We start from the raw sequence: 18,458 nt of genomic DNA, 5'->3' as shown, positions 1-18,458 counted from the left end.
CCTTATAAAATAATATTTTGTATAAATGGATTCTTATTTGAATTGATTAAGTCAGAAACTGAAATCCACTTTTTTCCAGGGAATTGAATTTTTAAAATACGTACACAACCAGAAGATGTTTGTATAATTAGACCATCTTTGTCACATTTTATAACAGTCCCGGGCTTATCATTAAAGTTTTGGTTAATGATTTCAATATTAGATACTTTAATATTTTCATGATTTAAAGAAAAAAAAGAATTAGGATTTGAGCAGAATACCCTCGATAATCGCTCTATTTTTTTTGCGGTCATATCCCAAGATATTTTAGCATCATTTTTTGATAGTTTGGGGGCATAACTTGCTAAATCATTATTTTGTGGATATGCATAAAAGTTAGACTGCAGTATTTTAGTAACATTATCACTTAAAAATGAGGGACTAGACCTATTAATTTTTTGAAATAAAGAGTCAGTTGTTTCATGTGGAACAATTTGAATGGATTTTTGAGCAATAATATCTCCAGTATCTAAACCTTCATCCATTTTCATGATTGTGACACCTGTTTCAGAGTCACCCTGAAGTAGAGCTCTTTCAACTGGAGCAGCTCCTCTATACTTAGGTAACAATGATACATGTAAATTGATACACGCAATATGCGGTGCGTCTAATATGGCTTTTGGTAGTATCTGTCCATAAGCAACGACGATTAACAAATCTGCTTTTAGGTTTAAAAATTGATTTTGCACCCCAATATCCTTCAGAGAGTTGGGTTGGAACAAAGGGATGTCGTATTCTTCTGCAAGTAGCTTTACTGGTGATTTAGATAGCTTTTTTCCTCTACCTTTAGGCTTGTCAGGTTGAGTATATACTCCTACTATATTAAATTTTTGTTGTAAAAGTTCTTTTAAGTGATGAGCTGATATTTCTGGTGTTCCTGCAAAAATAATTCTTTTATCTTTCATGTAAATTACGACCTAATTTGATTGGCAATTTATGCTTTTAAAAAAAGTTTTATGGCAATCTTTTAAATTATACAAAGTACTTTTATCTTTAACTTGCTGAGTTAGTTTGTTGTTTTTTTATTTTTTCTAACTTCTTTTTTAAGCGATTTCTCTTTAATGGTGACAGATGGTCTATAAATAACTTACCATTAAGATGATCTATTTCATGTTGAATGCAAATTGCTAAAAGATCATCAGCTGCTATAAGATCATCTTCAAACTTTTCATTTTTGAATTGAACATTAATTTTTTCATACCTTTTTACTAAAGCATTTACACTTGGAACAGATAAACATCCCTCCTCAATGCCAGTTTCGCCACTTGAAGAAATTATTTTTGGGTTAATCAAGACCATAGGACTATTTTTTTCTTCAGAAATATCAATTACGATCAATTGAATGTGTCTATCAATTTGTGTTGCTGCAAGACCAATCCCGTTTTCATGATACATTGTCTCTTGCATATCATTTATCAGAGTTTTTAATTCTTGGTTAAACTCATCTACCGGTTTGGCTACTTTTCTAAGTCTATCATCTGGAAATTCCAGTACTTTTAAAATTGTCATTACTCTCTAAGTTATTAGTTAAATATTTGTTTATTGTAATTATGAATAGAAAAAATTCAATGAAATATAGAGTGGATAAATTATGCTTTAATTTTTATTAAAAATATTTAAGTTATTTTAAATAAAAACTTCTAGCTTATATTTGATAATTTAGATTGAACGTAATTAAAATATATCCTTGAAACCATGACACATAATTTAAAAAAAATTAACCTTTATAAAAAAAATGTTCCATTATAAAATTATTAATTAGTTTTATTTATTGTGTTTTTTTAAAATGTGATAAAAAGAATCTAATTTTATTAAGTCATTAGATATGAGGTGTATTTTATGATGGATATACTAATGTATCTGTTTGAAACTTACATTCACAGTGAAGTTGAGTTTAAAGTAGATCAAAAAGAATTGTCCGGTGAATTAAAACGTGCTGGTTTTAATCAAAAAGACATAAATAAAGCTCTTAAATGGCTTGAAAAGTTGGCTGATCTTCAAAACTTTGATTTAAATAACTATGAGGATTTAAATAATTCATCTGCTTTTAGGGTCTATACTGATGAAGAAAGAAATCGCTTAAATACTCATTGTTTGGGGTTTTTATTATTTCTTGAGCAAATTTCAGTTTTAACGCCAGATGTTCGTGAAATGGTTTTAGACAGAGTAATGGCACTAGAGGTTGAGAGCTTTTCTTTGGATGATCTTAAGTGGTTAATATTAATGGTTTTATTTAACCTACCAGGTAAAGAAAAGGCCTATCAGCAAATGGAAGAATTGCTCTATGAAATTGAAGAAGGCTATATTCACTAATATTTCTATGATATTTTGCTTAAATTAGGTATAATAAATTCTTTTGTAATATATCTAATGAGGATTTGAAATGAACACACCATTTGTAGCCATTTTGATGGGATCGGATTCCGATTTACCAATCATGAAGAATACAATTGAAGTTTTAAAAAAATTTGATGTAAAGTTTGAAGTAAAAGTAACATCAGCTCATAGAACACCTACTGCAACACATAATTATGTGACTGATGCAGAACAAAGAGGCTGTGCGGTCTTTATTTGTGCAGCTGGTTTAGCTGCTCACTTAGCTGGTGCTGTTGCAGGTATTACGACATTACCAGTAATTGGTGTACCAATTGATGCTGGTCCGCTTCAAGGAATGGATGCTTTATTATCAACATCCATGATGCCTGGTGGTGTTCCAGTTGCAACAGTTGCTATAGGTAAAGCTGGCGCCAAAAATGCTGGTTATTTAGCCACACAAATTTTGGCTACTTCTAATAAGGAATTAGCTCAAGCAGTGAAGCAAGAACGTGCTGATAATGCAGAAGCTATAATTGCTAAAGATAAAAAGATTCAATCTGAACTTTAGTCTATTATCGCTTTGTCGTTAGGACAAAGCGATATATTTAGGTTTAATTAAGTTAATATGTTATCAACAGATATTACAGAAATTAAAAACCATTTAGAGAGTGGTAACATTATAATTTATCCAACAGAAACAGTATATGGTATTGGCTGCGATCCTTCTAATGATAAAGCTCTAAAATTATCTTGGATTTAAAACAAAGATCTTTATACAAAGGATTAATTTTAGTTGCGAATAAATACGAAACTTTTTTTGATTTTATTGATCGGGATAAGATCAATGAAAAAGAAGAGGAAACAATGCAAAAATCTTGGCCAGGTCCATTCTCATGGGTTGTTCCAGCTAAGAAAAACATCTCCCCTCTAATTACTGGTTATAAAGAGACAGTTGCTATTAGAGTATCACCTCACCCATTTATACAAAATATTTGTAAATTGATTCAAAAACCTCTAATTTCTACAAGCGCAAATCTTTCAGGATATCCTGCTTGTGAAACTATTGAAGAAGTTCAAAGTCAGTTTAAGCAAAAAAATATAATTATTGTTAATGAAAATAATTTAAAAATGGCAAATGCATCTACGATAACCGACTTAAAAACTGGAAAAATTATCAGATAAACCAAGGTGACTTTCATGGATAGTGAAGAAATTATTGACGTCTTTAAGTATTTTGAACTATTACAAACAGAGATCTTAGAAAAAATACAAAACCATGAAGATAGCGTAGACATTAAGAATAATAAATGGTCAAGGGACAGTGAAAATTTTGGGAATGCCCTAATACTAGAAAAAGGAGCTGTCTTTGATAAAATTGCCTTAAACATATCGCATGTTAAAGGCAACGAACTCAGAAGTAGTGCATCGATTAAAAATAAAGACTTGAAAAATTATCCCTATAAAGCAATGGGGTTATCTTTGATTTTTCATCCTAAAAATCCATTTGTACCAACAGTCCATGCAAATCTGCGTTTTTTTATATCGAATTATCAATCAAAAAAACCTGTATGGTGGTTCGGAGGAGGATTTGATTTAACACCATGTTATCCTTTCAAAGAAGATTGTGTTCATTGGCATAAGACTGCTAAAAACTTATGCGTACCATTTAATGACAACTTATATGAAAAACACAAACAAAACTGTGATGATTATTTTTATTTGCCTCATAGAAATGAAACAAGAGGGATAGGTGGTTTATTTTTTGATGATTTTAATCACTTAGGTTTTAATAAATCTTTTGAATATGTTAAAGCAGTGGGAATGGGTTTTCAAGAGGGTTATTTTCCAATTGTTGATAAAAGAAAAAATCTTACCTTTACAGAAAAAGAAAAAGATTTTCAATTATATAGAAGGGGAAGGTATGTTGAGTTTAACCTTCTTTATGATAGAGGAACGAGGTTTGGGCTTCAAGCAAAAGATAATACAAATATTGAAAATGTTCTGGCTTCGATGCCACCAGATGTGACTTGGCATTATAAATATGATGCTCCAAGGGGCAGTAGAGAAGAAGAATTAATACAATATTTAAAACCAAGAAAGTGGGTGTGAACTTCTATGCAAGAACTTAAATATGCTGTAATCGGTAATCCTGTAGAGCACAGTCTTTCACCGACTATTCATTCGCTGTTTGCAAAACAATTTAATTTAAATCTTTCGTATAAGCCTATTAAATTACAAATCGATTCTTTTAATCAGGAGTTACTTTATTTATTTAAAACAAATAGACTTCATGGTTGTAATATTACCGCACCTTTTAAAGTTAAAGCTTTTGAGTTTGTTGATGAGTTAACTGAAAGAGCTCAAATTGCAAAATCTGTTAATACAATAAAAAAGCTTAATTGTGGTCGATTATTGGGTGATAATACTGACGGTTTTGGTTTGACAAATGATTTAATTAATAAGCATATAGAGTTAACGAATAAAAATATTCTCTTAGTTGGATCTGGTGGAGCTTCAAGAGGTATTATTTTTCCTTTGTTGATGCAAGGCGTTAAAAAAATTTCTATTGTGAATAGAACAGAGCATAAGGCCCGTGAACTTGCTAAAGAGTTTACGCCCTATGGTGAGGTAGAAAGTTTATCCTTGAACAATTTACAAGTTGTAAATTCTGATATTGTCATTAACGGGACATCGGCAACCTTCTCACAAGATAATTTTATTTTGTCATCAAGCTTAAAATTTACAAAAAATTTTACTGGTTATGATTTAAACTATAATGAAAAAAAATCAGACTTTATTTGCTGGAGTGAACAAATGAAAGCTTGTGAAAACTACAATGGTTTTGGGATGCTTGTGGAGCAAGCAGCATTAAGCTTCCAATTATGGTTTAATCAAACTCCTAATACCAAAGCAATTTTTGATCATTTTCGAATATTTAAGTCATATAGTCATTTTTTAATTTGACGTAATTTTTAGCTGATTCTTGGATTAGATTTATTTCCTTAATCGTTAGCTTTCGTATTTTTTTACAGGTCTCCCGTAATATAACCAACCGGATTCAGCTACAAAGTTTTGGCTTATAAGGCTACCAGCTCCGATTATAACATCTTTTTTAATGATACAATTATCTAATAGTACCGAGCTCATCCCAATTAATACATTGTGAGATATTTGACTTCCATGAATAGTACAATTGTGTCCAATAGTCACATTTTCTCCAATATGAGTATTAATTCCTTCTGGATTATCTGGAGATTTTCTTGTTACATGGATAACTGAATTATCTTGAATGTTGGAGTTTTTCTTAATTTCAATTTTATTGACATCCCCTCGAATCGTAACATTTGGCCAAATACTACAATTTTCATGAATAATTACTTGTCCTATTACGACTGATGATTGGTCTATATAACTAGTGTGATTTATCAAAGGGTTGTAATCTTTATATTTTCTAATATTAGTGTTCATAAGTGCCTTTTTAATTTGTTTAGCTTAATAAAACAACAGTTAAAAAAAAAATAAAATAAGTGCTTGCTATAATTCTATTAGTCTCTATAATGCACTTCCACTAAGAGATAATAAAGAAAATTTTTTAGTAAGTTCTTTAAAAATATAACCAGATAATCTGTGTGGGCACTCGTGAATGATAGTCATTAAAAAAGAATTATCAATGAGCTGAGTGACCGAAATGAATAGAGATATTCATCACAGTCAATTTATTAATCAGAATTCATTGAGCCAAAACTTTAATTGAAGAGTTTGATCATGGCTCAGATTGAACGCTGGCGGCAGGCCTAACACATGCAAGTCGAGCGGTAACAGGGGAGAGCTTGCTCTCTTGCTGACGAGCGGCGGACGGGTGAGTAATGCCTGGGAATATGCCCTAATGTGGGGGATAACCATTGGAAACGATGGCTAATACCGCATAATCTCTACGGAGCAAAGGGGGGGACCTTCGGGCCTCTCGCATTAGGATTAGCCCAGGTGGGATTAGCTAGTTGGTGAGGTAAGGGCTCACCAAGGCGACGATCCCTAGCTGGTTTGAGAGGATGATCAGCCACACTGGAACTGAGACACGGTCCAGACTCCTACGGGAGGCAGCAGTGGGGAATATTGCACAATGGGGGAAACCCTGATGCAGCCATGCCGCGTGTATGAAGAAGGCCTTCGGGTTGTAAAGTACTTTCAGTTGTGAGGAAGGTGGTAGCGTTAATAGCGTTATCATTTGACGTTAGCAACAGAAGAAGCACCGGCTAACTCCGTGCCAGCAGCCGCGGTAATACGGAGGGTGCGAGCGTTAATCGGAATTACTGGGCGTAAAGCGCATGCAGGCGGTTTATTAAGCCAGATGTGAAAGCCCCGGGCTTAACCTGGGAATTGCATTTGGAACTGGTAAACTAGAGTCTTGTAGAGGGGGGTAGAATTTCAGGTGTAGCGGTGAAATGCGTAGAGATCTGAAGGAATACCGGTGGCGAAGGCGGCCCCCTGGACAAAGACTGACGCTCAGATGCGAAAGCGTGGGGAGCAAACAGGATTAGATACCCTGGTAGTCCACGCCGTAAACGATGTCTACTTGAAGGTTGTGATCTTGAATCGTGGCTTTCGGAGCTAACGCGTTAAGTAGACCGCCTGGGGAGTACGGTCGCAAGATTAAAACTCAAATGAATTGACGGGGGCCCGCACAAGCGGTGGAGCATGTGGTTTAATTCGATGCAACGCGAAGAACCTTACCTACTCTTGACATCCAGAGAACCTTTTAGAGATAGAAGGGTGCCTTCGGGAACTCTGAGACAGGTGCTGCATGGCTGTCGTCAGCTCGTGTTGTGAAATGTTGGGTTAAGTCCCGCAACGAGCGCAACCCTTATCCTTGTTTGCCAGCACTTCGGGTGGGAACTCCAGGGAGACTGCCGGTGATAAACCGGAGGAAGGTGGGGACGACGTCAAGTCATCATGGCCCTTACGAGTAGGGCTACACACGTGCTACAATGGCATATACAGAGGGCTGCCAACTCGCGAGAGTGAGCGAATCCCATAAAGTATGTCGTAGTCCGGATTGGAGTCTGCAACTCGACTCCATGAAGTCGGAATCGCTAGTAATCGTGGATCAGAATGCCACGGTGAATACGTTCCCGGGCCTTGTACACACCGCCCGTCACACCATGGGAGTGGGCTGCACCAGAAGTAGATAGCTTAACCTTCGGGAGGGCGTTTACCACGGTGTGGTTCATGACTGGGGTGAAGTCGTAACAAGGTAGCCCTAGGGGAACCTGGGGCTGGATCACCTCCTTACCTTAAAGACTATATTGATGCAGTGTCCACACAGATTATTTGGTTATTTTAAAGATGCTCTTTAACAATTTGGAAAGCTGACTAGTAAAATAATTCTAACGAGAGTTAGAAGAGTTCTCAAAAAGCAAAACACATCAAGTGTCTTGTATTTTTAAGATCCGGCGAAACAAAGAACCTTGGTTGTTTAGACATACGTGAGACCCTTTGGGGTTGTATGGTTAAGTGACTAAGCGTACACGGTGGATGCCTTGGCAGTCAGAGGCGATGAAGGACGTACTAACTTGCGATAAGCGTAGATAAGGCAGTAAGAGCCACTTGAGTCTACGATTTCCGAATGGGGAAACCCAACTGCATAAGCAGTTATCCTAAACTGAATACATAGGTTTAGGAGGCGAACCGGGGGAACTGAAACATCTAAGTACCCCGAGGAAAAGAAATCAACCGAGATTCCGGTAGTAGCGGCGAGCGAAACCGGACCAGCCCTTAAGTTTTCATTGTGCTAGGCGAAAGTTTTGGAAAATTCTGCGGTACAGGGTGATAGCCCCGTAGCTGAAGGCGCAATGATAATGAAATCGAGTAGGACGGGACACGTGACATCTTGTCTGAATATGGGGGGACCATCCTCCAAGGCTAAATACTCCTGACTGACCGATAGTGAACCAGTACCGTGAGGGAAAGGCGAAAAGAACCCCTGTGAGGGGAGTGAAATAGAACCTGAAACCGTGTACGTACAAGCAGTGGGAGCCCCTTCGTGGGGTGACTGCGTACCTTTTGTATAATGGGTCAACGACTTAATTTTAGTAGCAAGGTTAACCGAATAGGGGAGCCGTAGGGAAACCGAGTCTTAACTGGGCGAATAGTTGCTAGGATTAGACCCGAAACCAGGTGATCTAGCCATGGGCAGGTTGAAGGTGAGGTAACACTTACTGGAGGACCGAACCGACTAATGTTGAAAAATTAGCGGATGACTTGTGGCTAGGGGTGAAAGGCCAATCAAACCTGGAGATAGCTGGTTCTCCCCGAAAGCTATTTAGGTAGCGCCTCGGACGAATACTACTGGGGGTAGAGCACTGTTAAGGCTAGGGGGTCATCCCGACTTACCAACCCTTTGCAAACTCCGAATACCAGTAAGTACTATCCGGGAGACACACGGCGGGTGCTAACGTCCGTCGTGGAGAGGGAAACAACCCAGACCGCCAGCTAAGGTCCCAAAGTTATAGCTAAGTGGGAAACGATGTGGGAAGGCTTAGACAGCCAGGATGTTGGCTTAGAAGCAGCCATCATTTAAAGAAAGCGTAATAGCTCACTGGTCGAGTCGGCCTGCGCGGAAGATTTAACGGGGCTAAGCTATACACCGAAGCTGCGGCAGCATGCATTAGCATTGCTGGGTAGGGGAGCGTTCTGTAAGCCGTTGAAGGTGGATTGTAAAGTCTGCTGGAGGTATCAGAAGTGCGAATGTTGACATGAGTAACGATAAAGGGAGTGAAAAACTTCCTCGCCGGAAGACCAAGGGTTCCTGTCCAACGTTAATCGGGGCAGGGTAAGTCGACCCCTAAGGCGAGGCCGAAAGGCGTAGTCGATGGGAAACGGGTTAATATTCCCGTACTTTTTATAATTGCGATGGGGGGACGGAGAAGGCTAGGTAGGCCTGGCGACGGTTGTCCAGGTTCAAGAGTGTAGGCTAATGACTTAGGTAAATCCGGGTCATTGTTAGGCTGAGACTTGATGTCGAGCTGCTACGGCAGTGAAGTTATTGATGCCATACTTCCAGGAAAAGCCTCTAAGCTTCAGATTATAAGAAATCGTACCCCAAACCGACACAGGTGGTCGGGTAGAGAATACCAAGGCGCTTGAGAGAACTCGGGTGAAGGAACTAGGCAAAATGGTACCGTAACTTCGGGAGAAGGTACGCTCTTGACGGTGAAGAGACTTGCTCTTGGAGCTGTTGAGAGTCGCAGATACCAGGTGGCTGCAACTGTTTATTAAAAACACAGCACTGTGCAAAATCGAAAGATGACGTATACGGTGTGACGCCTGCCCGGTGCCGGAAGGTTAATTGATGGGGTTAGTTTTCGGACGAAGCTCTTGATCGAAGCCCCGGTAAACGGCGGCCGTAACTATAACGGTCCTAAGGTAGCGAAATTCCTTGTCGGGTAAGTTCCGACCTGCACGAATGGCGTAATGATGGCCACGCTGTCTCCACCCGAGACTCAGTGAAATTGAAATCGCAGTGAAGATGCTGTGTACCCGCGGCTAGACGGAAAGACCCCGTGAACCTTTACTACAGCTTGGCACTGAACATTGAGCCTACATGTGTAGGATAGGTGGGAGGCTTTGAAACGGTGACGCCAGTTATCGTGGAGCCAACCTTGAAATACCACCCTTGTATGTTTGATGTTCTAACTTAGCCCCATAATCTGGGGTGAGGACAGTGCCTGGTGGGTAGTTTGACTGGGGCGGTCTCCTCCCAAAGAGTAACGGAGGAGTACGAAGGTGGGCTAATCACGGTCGGACATCGTGAGGTTAGTGCAATGGCATAAGCCCGCTTGACTGCGAGAATGACGGTTCGAGCAGGTGCGAAAGCAGGTCATAGTGATCCGGTGGTTCTGAATGGAAGGGCCATCGCTCAACGGATAAAAGGTACTCCGGGGATAACAGGCTGATACCGCCCAAGAGTTCATATCGACGGCGGTGTTTGGCACCTCGATGTCGGCTCATCACATCCTGGGGCTGAAGTCGGTCCCAAGGGTATGGCTGTTCGCCATTTAAAGTGGTACGCGAGCTGGGTTTAGAACGTCGTGAGACAGTTCGGTCCCTATCTGCCGTGGGCGTTGGATGATTGAAGGGGGCTGCTCCTAGTACGAGAGGACCGGAGTGGACGAACCTCTGGTGTTCGGGTTGTTACGCCAGTAGCATTGCCCGGTAGCTAAGTTCGGAATCGATAACCGCTGAAAGCATCTAAGCGGGAAGCGAGCCCTGAGATGAGTCATCCCTGATACTATAAGTATCCTAAAGGGTTGTTGGAGACTACGACGTAGATAGGCAAGGTGTGTAAGCGTTGTGAGGCGTTGAGCTAACTTGTACTAATTGCCCGTGAGACTTAACCATACAACACCCAAGGGGTTTTGCAGGATTTTAAAGATATAAAGATCTTGATGTGTATTGCAGAGTCAGCTTTTCGAATTGTAAACAAATTTTGCTTGGCGACCATAGCATTATGGCACCACCTGATCCCATGCCGAACTCAGAAGTGAAACGTAATTGCGCCAATGGTAGTGTGGGGATTCCCCATGTGAGAGTAGGTCATCGCCAAGCTTTCCTTTTTTTAATTATTGTTGTTAATTTTAATTGACTTTAATTAAAAAAAGGATAAAATAAATATCTTTTAAATGTTCTTTAAAAATATAACTAGATAATCTGTGTGGGCACTCGTGAATGATAGTCATTAAAAAAGAATTATCAATGAGCTGAGTGACCGAAATGAATAGAGATATTCATCACAGTCAATTTATTAATCAGAATTCATTGAGCCAAAACTTTAATTGAAGAGTTTGATCATGGCTCAGATTGAACGCTGGCGGCAGGCCTAACACATGCAAGTCGAGCGGTAACAGGGGAGAGCTTGCTCTCCTGCTGACGAGCGGCGGACGGGTGAGTAATGCCTGGGAATATGCCCTAATGTGGGGGATAACCATTGGAAACGATGGCTAATACCGCATAATCTCTACGGAGCAAAGGGGGGGACCTTCGGGCCTCTCGCATTAGGATTAGCCCAGGTGGGATTAGCTAGTTGGTGAGGTAAGGGCTCACCAAGGCGACGATCCCTAGCTGGTTTGAGAGGATGATCAGCCACACTGGAACTGAGACACGGTCCAGACTCCTACGGGAGGCAGCAGTGGGGAATATTGCACAATGGGGGAAACCCTGATGCAGCCATGCCGCGTGTATGAAGAAGGCCTTCGGGTTGTAAAGTACTTTCAGTTGTGAGGAAGGTGGTAGCGTTAATAGCGTTATCATTTGACGTTAGCAACAGAAGAAGCACCGGCTAACTCCGTGCCAGCAGCCGCGGTAATACGGAGGGTGCGAGCGTTAATCGGAATTACTGGGCGTAAAGCGCATGCAGGCGGTTTATTAAGCCAGATGTGAAAGCCCCGGGCTTAACCTGGGAATTGCATTTGGAACTGGTAAACTAGAGTCTTGTAGAGGGGGGTAGAATTTCAGGTGTAGCGGTGAAATGCGTAGAGATCTGAAGGAATACCGGTGGCGAAGGCGGCCCCCTGGACAAAGACTGACGCTCAGATGCGAAAGCGTGGGGAGCAAACAGGATTAGATACCCTGGTAGTCCACGCCGTAAACGATGTCTACTTGAAGGTTGTGATCTTGAATCGTGGCTTTCGGAGCTAACGCGTTAAGTAGACCGCCTGGGGAGTACGGTCGCAAGATTAAAACTCAAATGAATTGACGGGGGCCCGCACAAGCGGTGGAGCATGTGGTTTAATTCGATGCAACGCGAAGAACCTTACCTACTCTTGACATCCAGAGAACCTTTTAGAGATAGAAGGGTGCCTTCGGGAACTCTGAGACAGGTGCTGCATGGCTGTCGTCAGCTCGTGTTGTGAAATGTTGGGTTAAGTCCCGCAACGAGCGCAACCCTTATCCTTGTTTGCCAGCACTTCGGGTGGGAACTCCAGGGAGACTGCCGGTGATAAACCGGAGGAAGGTGGGGACGACGTCAAGTCATCATGGCCCTTACGAGTAGGGCTACACACGTGCTACAATGGCATATACAGAGGGCTGCCAACTCGCGAGAGTGAGCGAATCCCATAAAGTATGTCGTAGTCCGGATTGGAGTCTGCAACTCGACTCCATGAAGTCGGAATCGCTAGTAATCGTGGATCAGAATGCCACGGTGAATACGTTCCCGGGCCTTGTACACACCGCCCGTCACACCATGGGAGTGGGCTGCACCAGAAGTAGATAGCTTAACCTTCGGGAGGGCGTTTACCACGGTGTGGTTCATGACTGGGGTGAAGTCGTAACAAGGTAGCCCTAGGGGAACCTGGGGCTGGATCACCTCCTTACCTTAAAGATTATATTGATGTAGTGTCCACACAGATTATTTAGTTAAATATTAAAGAGATTTTCAAGATAGTTAATCTTGAAACCCAAGTCCCGTTCGTCTAGAGGCCTAGGACACCGCCCTTTCACGGCGGTAACAGGGGTTCGACTCCCCTACGGGACGCCACTTAGGGTCGTTAGCTCAGTTGGTAGAGCAGTTGACTTTTAATCAATTGGTCGCAGGTTCGAATCCTGCACGACCCACCATTATTTAATTTAATGGTTTTTTAAGTGGGCGATTAGCTCAGTTGGGAGAGCACCTCCCTTACAAGGAGGGGGTCACTGGTTCGAGCCCGGTATCGCCCACCAATTCCTAAGATGTTTGATTGAGACATTTTAGAAATTGGTTTTTTTGAAAACCATAGCTCTTTAACAATTTGGAAAGCTGACTAGTAAAATAATTCTAACGAAAGTTAGAAGAGTTCTCAAAAAGCAAAACACATCAAGTGTCTTGTATTTTTAAGATCCGGCGAAACAAAGAACCTTGGTTGTTTAGACATACGTGAGACCCTTTGGGGTTGTATGGTTAAGTGACTAAGCGTACACGGTGGATGCCTTGGCAGTCAGAGGCGATGAAGGACGTACTAACTTGCGATAAGCGTAGATAAGGCAGTAAGAGCCACTTGAGTCTACGATTTCCGAATGGGGAAACCCAACTGCATAAGCAGTTATCCTAAACTGAATACATAGGTTTAGGAGGCGAACCGGGGGAACTGAAACATCTAAGTACCCCGAGGAAAAGAAATCAACCGAGATTCCGGTAGTAGCGGCGAGCGAAACCGGACCAGCCCTTAAGTTTTCATTGTGCTAGGCGAAAGTTTTGGAAAATTCTGCGGTACAGGGTGATAGCCCCGTAGCTGAAGGCGCAATGATAATGAAATCGAGTAGGACGGGACACGTGACATCTTGTCTGAATATGGGGGGACCATCCTCCAAGGCTAAATACTCCTGACTGACCGATAGTGAACCAGTACCGTGAGGGAAAGGCGAAAAGAACCCCTGTGAGGGGAGTGAAATAGAACCTGAAACCGTGTACGTACAAGCAGTGGGAGCCCCTTCGTGGGGTGACTGCGTACCTTTTGTATAATGGGTCAACGACTTAATTTTAGTAGCAAGGTTAACCGAATAGGGGAGCCGTAGGGAAACCGAGTCTTAACTGGGCGAATAGTTGCTAGGATTAGACCCGAAACCAGGTGATCTAGCCATGGGCAGGTTGAAGGTGAGGTAACACTTACTGGAGGACCGAACCGACTAATGTTGAAAAATTAGCGGATGACTTGTGGCTAGGGGTGAAAGGCCAATCAAACCTGGAGATAGCTGGTTCTCCCCGAAAGCTATTTAGGTAGCGCCTCGGACGAATACTACTGGGGGTAGAGCACTGTTAAGGCTAGGGGGTCATCCCGACTTACCAACCCTTTGCAAACTCCGAATACCAGTAAGTACTATCCGGGAGACACACGGCGGGTGCTAACGTCCGTCGTGGAGAGGGAAACAACCCAGACCGCCAGCTAAGGTCCCAAAGTTATAGCTAAGTGGGAAACGATGTGGGAAGGCTTAGACAGCCAGGATGTTGGCTTAGAAGCAGCCATCATTTAAAGAAAGCGTAATAGCTCACTGGTCGAGTCGGCCTGCGCGGAAGATTTAACGGGGCTAAGCTATACACCGAAGCTGCGGCAGCATGCATTAGCATTGCTGGGTAGGGGAGCGTTCTGTAAGCCGTTGAAGGTGGATTGTAAAGTCTGCTGGAGGTATCAGAAGTGCGAATGTTGACATGAGTAACGATAAAGGGAGTGAAAAACTTCCTCGCCGGAAGACCAAGGGTTCCTGTCCAACGTTAATCGGGGCAGGGTAAGTCGACCCCTAAGGCGAGGCCGAAAGGCGTAGTCGATGGGAAACGGGTTAATATTCCCGTACTTTTTATAATTGCGATGGGGGGACGGAGAAGGCTAGGTAGGCCTGGCGACGGTTGTCCAGGTTCAAGAGTGTAGGCTAATGACTTAGGTAAATCCGGGTCATTGTTAGGCTGAGACTTGATGTCGAGCTGCTACGGCAGTGAAGTTATTGATGCCATACTTCCAGGAAAAGCCTCTAAGCTTCAGATTATAAGAAATCGTACCCCAAACCGACACAGGTGGTCGGGTAGAGAATACCAAGGCGCTTGAGAGAACTCGGGTGAAGGAACTAGGCAAAATGGTACCGTAACTTCGGGAGAAGGTACGCTCTTGACGGTGAAGAGACTTGCTCTTGGAGCTGTTGAGAGTCGCAGATACCAGGTGGCTGCAACTGTTTATTAAAAACACAGCACTGTGCAAAATCGAAAGATGACGTATACGGTGTGACGCCTGCCCGGTGCCGGAAGGTTAATTGATGGGGTTAGTTTTCGGACGAAGCTCTTGATCGAAGCCCCGGTAAACGGCGGCCGTAACTATAACGGTCCTAAGGTAGCGAAATTCCTTGTCGGGTAAGTTCCGACCTGCACGAATGGCGTAATGATGGCCACGCTGTCTCCACCCGAGACTCAGTGAAATTGAAATCGCAGTGAAGATGCTGTGTACCCGCGGCTAGACGGAAAGACCCCGTGAACCTTTACTACAGCTTGGCACTGAACATTGAGCCTACATGTGTAGGATAGGTGGGAGGCTTTGAAACGGTGACGCCAGTTATCGTGGAGCCAACCTTGAAATACCACCCTTGTATGTTTGATGTTCTAACTTAGCCCCATAATCTGGGGTGAGGACAGTGCCTGGTGGGTAGTTTGACTGGGGCGGTCTCCTCCCAAAGAGTAACGGAGGAGTACGAAGGTGGGCTAATCACGGTCGGACATCGTGAGGTTAGTGCAATGGCATAAGCCCGCTTGACTGCGAGAATGACGGTTCGAGCAGGTGCGAAAGCAGGTCATAGTGATCCGGTGGTTCTGAATGGAAGGGCCATCGCTCAACGGATAAAAGGTACTCCGGGGATAACAGGCTGATACCGCCCAAGAGTTCATATCGACGGCGGTGTTTGGCACCTCGATGTCGGCTCATCACATCCTGGGGCTGAAGTCGGTCCCAAGGGTATGGCTGTTCGCCATTTAAAGTGGTACGCGAGCTGGGTTTAGAACGTCGTGAGACAGTTCGGTCCCTATCTGCCGTGGGCGTTGGATGATTGAAGGGGGCTGCTCCTAGTACGAGAGGACCGGAGTGGACGAACCTCTGGTGTTCGGGTTGTTACGCCAGTAGCATTGCCCGGTAGCTAAGTTCGGAATCGATAACCGCTGAAAGCATCTAAGCGGGAAGCGAGCCCTGAGATGAGTCATCCCTGATACTATAAGTATCCTAAAGGGTTGTTGGAGACTACGACGTAGATAGGCAAGGTGTGTAAGCGTTGTGAGGCGTTGAGCTAACTTGTACTAATTGCCCGTGAGACTTAACCATACAACACCCAAGGGGTTTTGCAGGATTTTAAAGATATAAAGATCTTGATGTGTATTGCAGAGTCAGCTTTTCGAATTGTAAACAAATTTTGCTTGGCGACCATAGCATTATGGCACCACCTGATCCCATGCCGAACTCAGAAGTGAAACGTAATTGCGCCAATGGTAGTGTGGGGATTCCCCATGTGAGAGTAGGTCATCGCCAAGCTTTCCTTTTTTACGGAGCGGTAGTTCAGTTGGTTAGAATACCGGCCTGTCACGCCGGGGGTCGCGGGTTCGAGTCCCGTCCGCTCCGCCATTAATTATATTATCAGTTATTTTTTCCATAAATTTATAAATCTTTAAATAGTTTACAAACATGCAACTTATTCTTGCTTATAAATCACTTTATTCTCATAAATCTATCCTTTACACTTAAATAAAATCGTAATTTATAAAATTAGGGAGCAATAAAGTGGCAAATTATTTCAATCAATTAAGTTTTCGTAATCAAATAAAACAGTTAAGTAAATGCAGGTTTATGGATAAATCTGAATTTGAGAATAGCCTACTATTTCTTGAATCAAAAAAGATTGTGATTGTAGGCTGTGGTGCACAGGGTTTGAATCAAGGTTTAAACATGAGAGATTCAGGTCTTGATATTTCATACGCATTGAGAAAATCTTCGATTGATGCTAAGAATAAATCTTACTTAAATGCATTTGAAAATGGATTTAAGGTTGGGACTTATGAAGAATTAATACCTTCAGCTGATCTTGTAATTAATTTAACTCCGGATAAACAACATTCAAAGGTGGTTGATGATGTTATGCCATTGATGAAGAAAAACTCAGCACTTGGTTACTCACATGGTTTTAATATTGTTGAAGAAGGGAAGGAAATTAGAAAAGATATTACGGTTGTGATGGTCGCTCCAAAATGTCCTGGAACAGAAGTTCGTGAGGAATATAAAAGAGGCTTTGGTGTTCCTACTTTAATAGCCGTACATCCAGAAAATGATGTTAACGGAGAGGGGATTTATTATGCAAAAGCATGGGCTGCTTCAACCGGTGGACATAGAGCTGGTGTCTTGGAATCTTCCTTTGTTGCTGAAGTTAAATCAGATTTAATGGGAGAGCAAACTATTCTATGTGGAATGTTACAAGCAGGTTCTATTTTATGTTACGATAAAATGGTCGCATCAGATATTTCTCCAACGTATGCAGGTAAGTTAATTCAAAATGGTTGGGAGCAAATTTCAGAAGCATTAAAACTTGGTGGCATAACTCATATGATGAATAGGCTATCTAATGAGTCTAAATTAAAAGCGAATGAACTTTCTGAAGAGCTAAAAACTTTATTAACACCCCTTTACAAAAAACATATGGATAACATTTTATCTGGCTATTTTGCTAATAATATGATGAAAGATTGGGATAATAATGATCAAGAATTATTAGATTGGAGAAATAACAGTTTAGAGTCTGGATTTGAAAACTATCCTGATGATCAACTTAATATTAAAGAGCAAGAATATTTTGATCATGGCGTTTTGATGGTTGCAATGGTAAAAGCAGGTGTTGAATTAGCATTTGAGGTTATGGTCGAAGCTGGTATAAAAGAGGAGTCTGCTTATTATGAATCTCTTCATGAATTACCTTTAATAGCGAATACTATAGCAAGAAAGAGACTTTATGAAATGAATATTGTTATCTCTGATACTGCTGAGTATGGTAATTATCTTTTTGCTAATGAAGCCGTGCCATTATTAGAAAAAGAGTTTATGAATAAGGTTAATACAGATGTAATTGGTAGCAGTTATGTTGCCCCACAGCCCCCAACAAACATTGAAATTATTAATTTAAATAAAAACATTGCAGAGCATCCAGTTGAGCTAATTGGAAAAAAACTAAGAGCTCATATGACTGATATGAAATCTATTTAAAAAAAGACCCATTTAGGGTCTTTTTTTAATCAGCTTTATCACTTTCTTGATGGTCTTTGTTATCATTTAATAGTTCATCAATTTTCTCTTCAAGATCAGATAACTTTTGTCTCGTTCTTAATAATACCTGAGTTTGAATGTCAAATTCTTCTCTTGTCACGACATCTAACTTGCTTAATTGATGTTGTAGTCCTTGCTTAATTTTAGATTCTATGTCACTACCGAGATCTTTTACTGCCTTTGGCATTGAATCTTGCATTTGTTTAACGACTTTTTCAATTTTATCAGGTTCAAACATTTTCACTCCATTCATTTTTAAAAGCTTAGAAATTTAAGTTTATCATATTATTTCTAAAA

11 protein-coding genes, 4 tRNA genes and 6 rRNA genes are annotated in these 18,458 nt (G+C 41.5%); 17 read left to right on the top strand and 4 right to left on the bottom strand.

What is annotated here, in order from left to right:
- Positions 1–2: 2 nt before the first annotated feature.
- Positions 3–944, bottom strand: a complete 942-nt coding sequence (gene fmt, locus CF386_RS03130) for a methionyl-tRNA formyltransferase (RefSeq protein WP_089073008.1) — start codon at positions 942–944, stop codon at positions 3–5.
- A gap of 88 nt (positions 945–1,032) precedes the next feature.
- Positions 1,033–1,548 (bottom strand): peptide deformylase, encoded by a 516-nt coding sequence (gene def, locus CF386_RS03125; protein WP_089073007.1) that lies wholly within the window; start codon positions 1,546–1,548, stop codon positions 1,033–1,035.
- A 330-nt stretch (positions 1,549–1,878) separates the two neighbouring features.
- Between def and CF386_RS03120 the strand changes: the two genes are divergently transcribed.
- From CF386_RS03120 to aroE, 6 genes are all read left to right on the top strand, one after another.
- Positions 1,879–2,352: a DUF494 family protein gene (locus CF386_RS03120; RefSeq protein ID WP_089073006.1), complete on the top strand. Its 474-nt coding sequence runs from the start codon at positions 1,879–1,881 to the stop codon at positions 2,350–2,352.
- A gap of 70 nt (positions 2,353–2,422) precedes the next feature.
- On the top strand, positions 2,423–2,923 hold the full coding sequence (purE, locus tag CF386_RS03115; RefSeq protein WP_089073005.1) for a 5-(carboxyamino)imidazole ribonucleotide mutase: 501 nt from the start codon (positions 2,423–2,425) through the stop codon (positions 2,921–2,923).
- A 57-nt stretch (positions 2,924–2,980) separates the two neighbouring features.
- Positions 2,981–3,115, top strand: coding sequence for a Sua5/YciO/YrdC/YwlC family protein (locus CF386_RS13300; protein ID WP_089073004.1), 135 nt, complete (start codon positions 2,981–2,983; stop codon positions 3,113–3,115).
- Positions 3,106–3,537, top strand: coding sequence for a Sua5/YciO/YrdC/YwlC family protein (locus CF386_RS03105; RefSeq protein WP_158522284.1), 432 nt, complete (start codon positions 3,106–3,108; stop codon positions 3,535–3,537). Before CF386_RS13300 ends, CF386_RS03105 begins: the two co-directional genes overlap by 10 nt.
- Positions 3,538–3,552: 15 nt before the next feature.
- Positions 3,553–4,464 (top strand): oxygen-dependent coproporphyrinogen oxidase, encoded by a 912-nt coding sequence (gene hemF, locus CF386_RS03100; protein WP_089073002.1) that lies wholly within the window; start codon positions 3,553–3,555, stop codon positions 4,462–4,464.
- 6 nt (positions 4,465–4,470) lie between these two features.
- Positions 4,471–5,319, top strand: a complete 849-nt coding sequence (aroE, locus tag CF386_RS03095) for a shikimate dehydrogenase (protein ID WP_089073001.1) — start codon at positions 4,471–4,473, stop codon at positions 5,317–5,319.
- Between the two features lie 45 nt (positions 5,320–5,364).
- On the opposite strand, the gene CF386_RS03090 is transcribed toward aroE, so the two are convergent.
- A complete protein-coding gene (locus CF386_RS03090; protein WP_404824949.1) occupies positions 5,365–5,823 on the bottom strand; it encodes a gamma carbonic anhydrase family protein in 459 nt (152 codons plus the stop codon).
- 279 nt (positions 5,824–6,102) lie between these two features.
- Here CF386_RS03090 and CF386_RS03085 point away from each other — a divergent pair.
- The 11 genes from CF386_RS03085 to ilvC all read left to right on the top strand — a co-directional run bounded on the left by CF386_RS03085 (position 6,103) and on the right by ilvC (position 18,101).
- A 16S ribosomal RNA gene (locus CF386_RS03085) occupies positions 6,103–7,644 on the top strand.
- Between the two features lie 216 nt (positions 7,645–7,860).
- Positions 7,861–10,752, top strand: a 23S ribosomal RNA gene (locus tag CF386_RS03080).
- A gap of 91 nt (positions 10,753–10,843) precedes the next feature.
- Positions 10,844–10,959, top strand: a 5S ribosomal RNA gene (rrf, locus tag CF386_RS03075).
- A gap of 224 nt (positions 10,960–11,183) precedes the next feature.
- Positions 11,184–12,725: ribosomal RNA gene (locus CF386_RS03070) — 16S ribosomal RNA — on the top strand.
- 88 nt (positions 12,726–12,813) lie between these two features.
- Positions 12,814–12,889, top strand: a tRNA-Glu gene (locus CF386_RS03065).
- 4 nt (positions 12,890–12,893) lie between these two features.
- Positions 12,894–12,969, top strand: a tRNA-Lys gene (locus CF386_RS03060).
- 26 nt (positions 12,970–12,995) lie between these two features.
- Positions 12,996–13,071, top strand: a tRNA-Val gene (locus tag CF386_RS03055).
- Positions 13,072–13,286: 215 nt separating this feature from the next.
- Positions 13,287–16,178, top strand: a 23S ribosomal RNA gene (locus CF386_RS03050).
- A gap of 91 nt (positions 16,179–16,269) precedes the next feature.
- A 5S ribosomal RNA gene (gene rrf, locus CF386_RS03045) occupies positions 16,270–16,385 on the top strand.
- Together the 16S, 23S and 5S rRNA genes with 4 tRNA genes alongside form the textbook arrangement of a ribosomal RNA operon.
- Before the next feature lie 13 nt (positions 16,386–16,398).
- Positions 16,399–16,475: transfer RNA gene (locus tag CF386_RS03040), tRNA-Asp, on the top strand.
- A gap of 156 nt (positions 16,476–16,631) precedes the next feature.
- Positions 16,632–18,101 (top strand): ketol-acid reductoisomerase, encoded by a 1,470-nt coding sequence (gene ilvC / locus CF386_RS03035; protein ID WP_089073000.1) that lies wholly within the window; start codon positions 16,632–16,634, stop codon positions 18,099–18,101.
- Positions 18,102–18,126: 25 nt separating this feature from the next.
- Here ilvC and ubiK read toward each other — a convergent pair whose 3' ends face one another.
- A complete protein-coding gene (gene ubiK / locus CF386_RS03030; protein WP_089072999.1) occupies positions 18,127–18,399 on the bottom strand; it encodes a ubiquinone biosynthesis accessory factor UbiK in 273 nt (90 codons plus the stop codon).
- Positions 18,400–18,458: the final 59 nt, after the last annotated feature.

It is taken from the genome of Paraphotobacterium marinum (assembly GCF_002216855.1).
Lineage (GTDB): Bacteria > Pseudomonadota > Gammaproteobacteria > Enterobacterales > Vibrionaceae > Paraphotobacterium > Paraphotobacterium marinum.
This window is presented reverse-complemented; position numbering and strand designations above follow the sequence as displayed.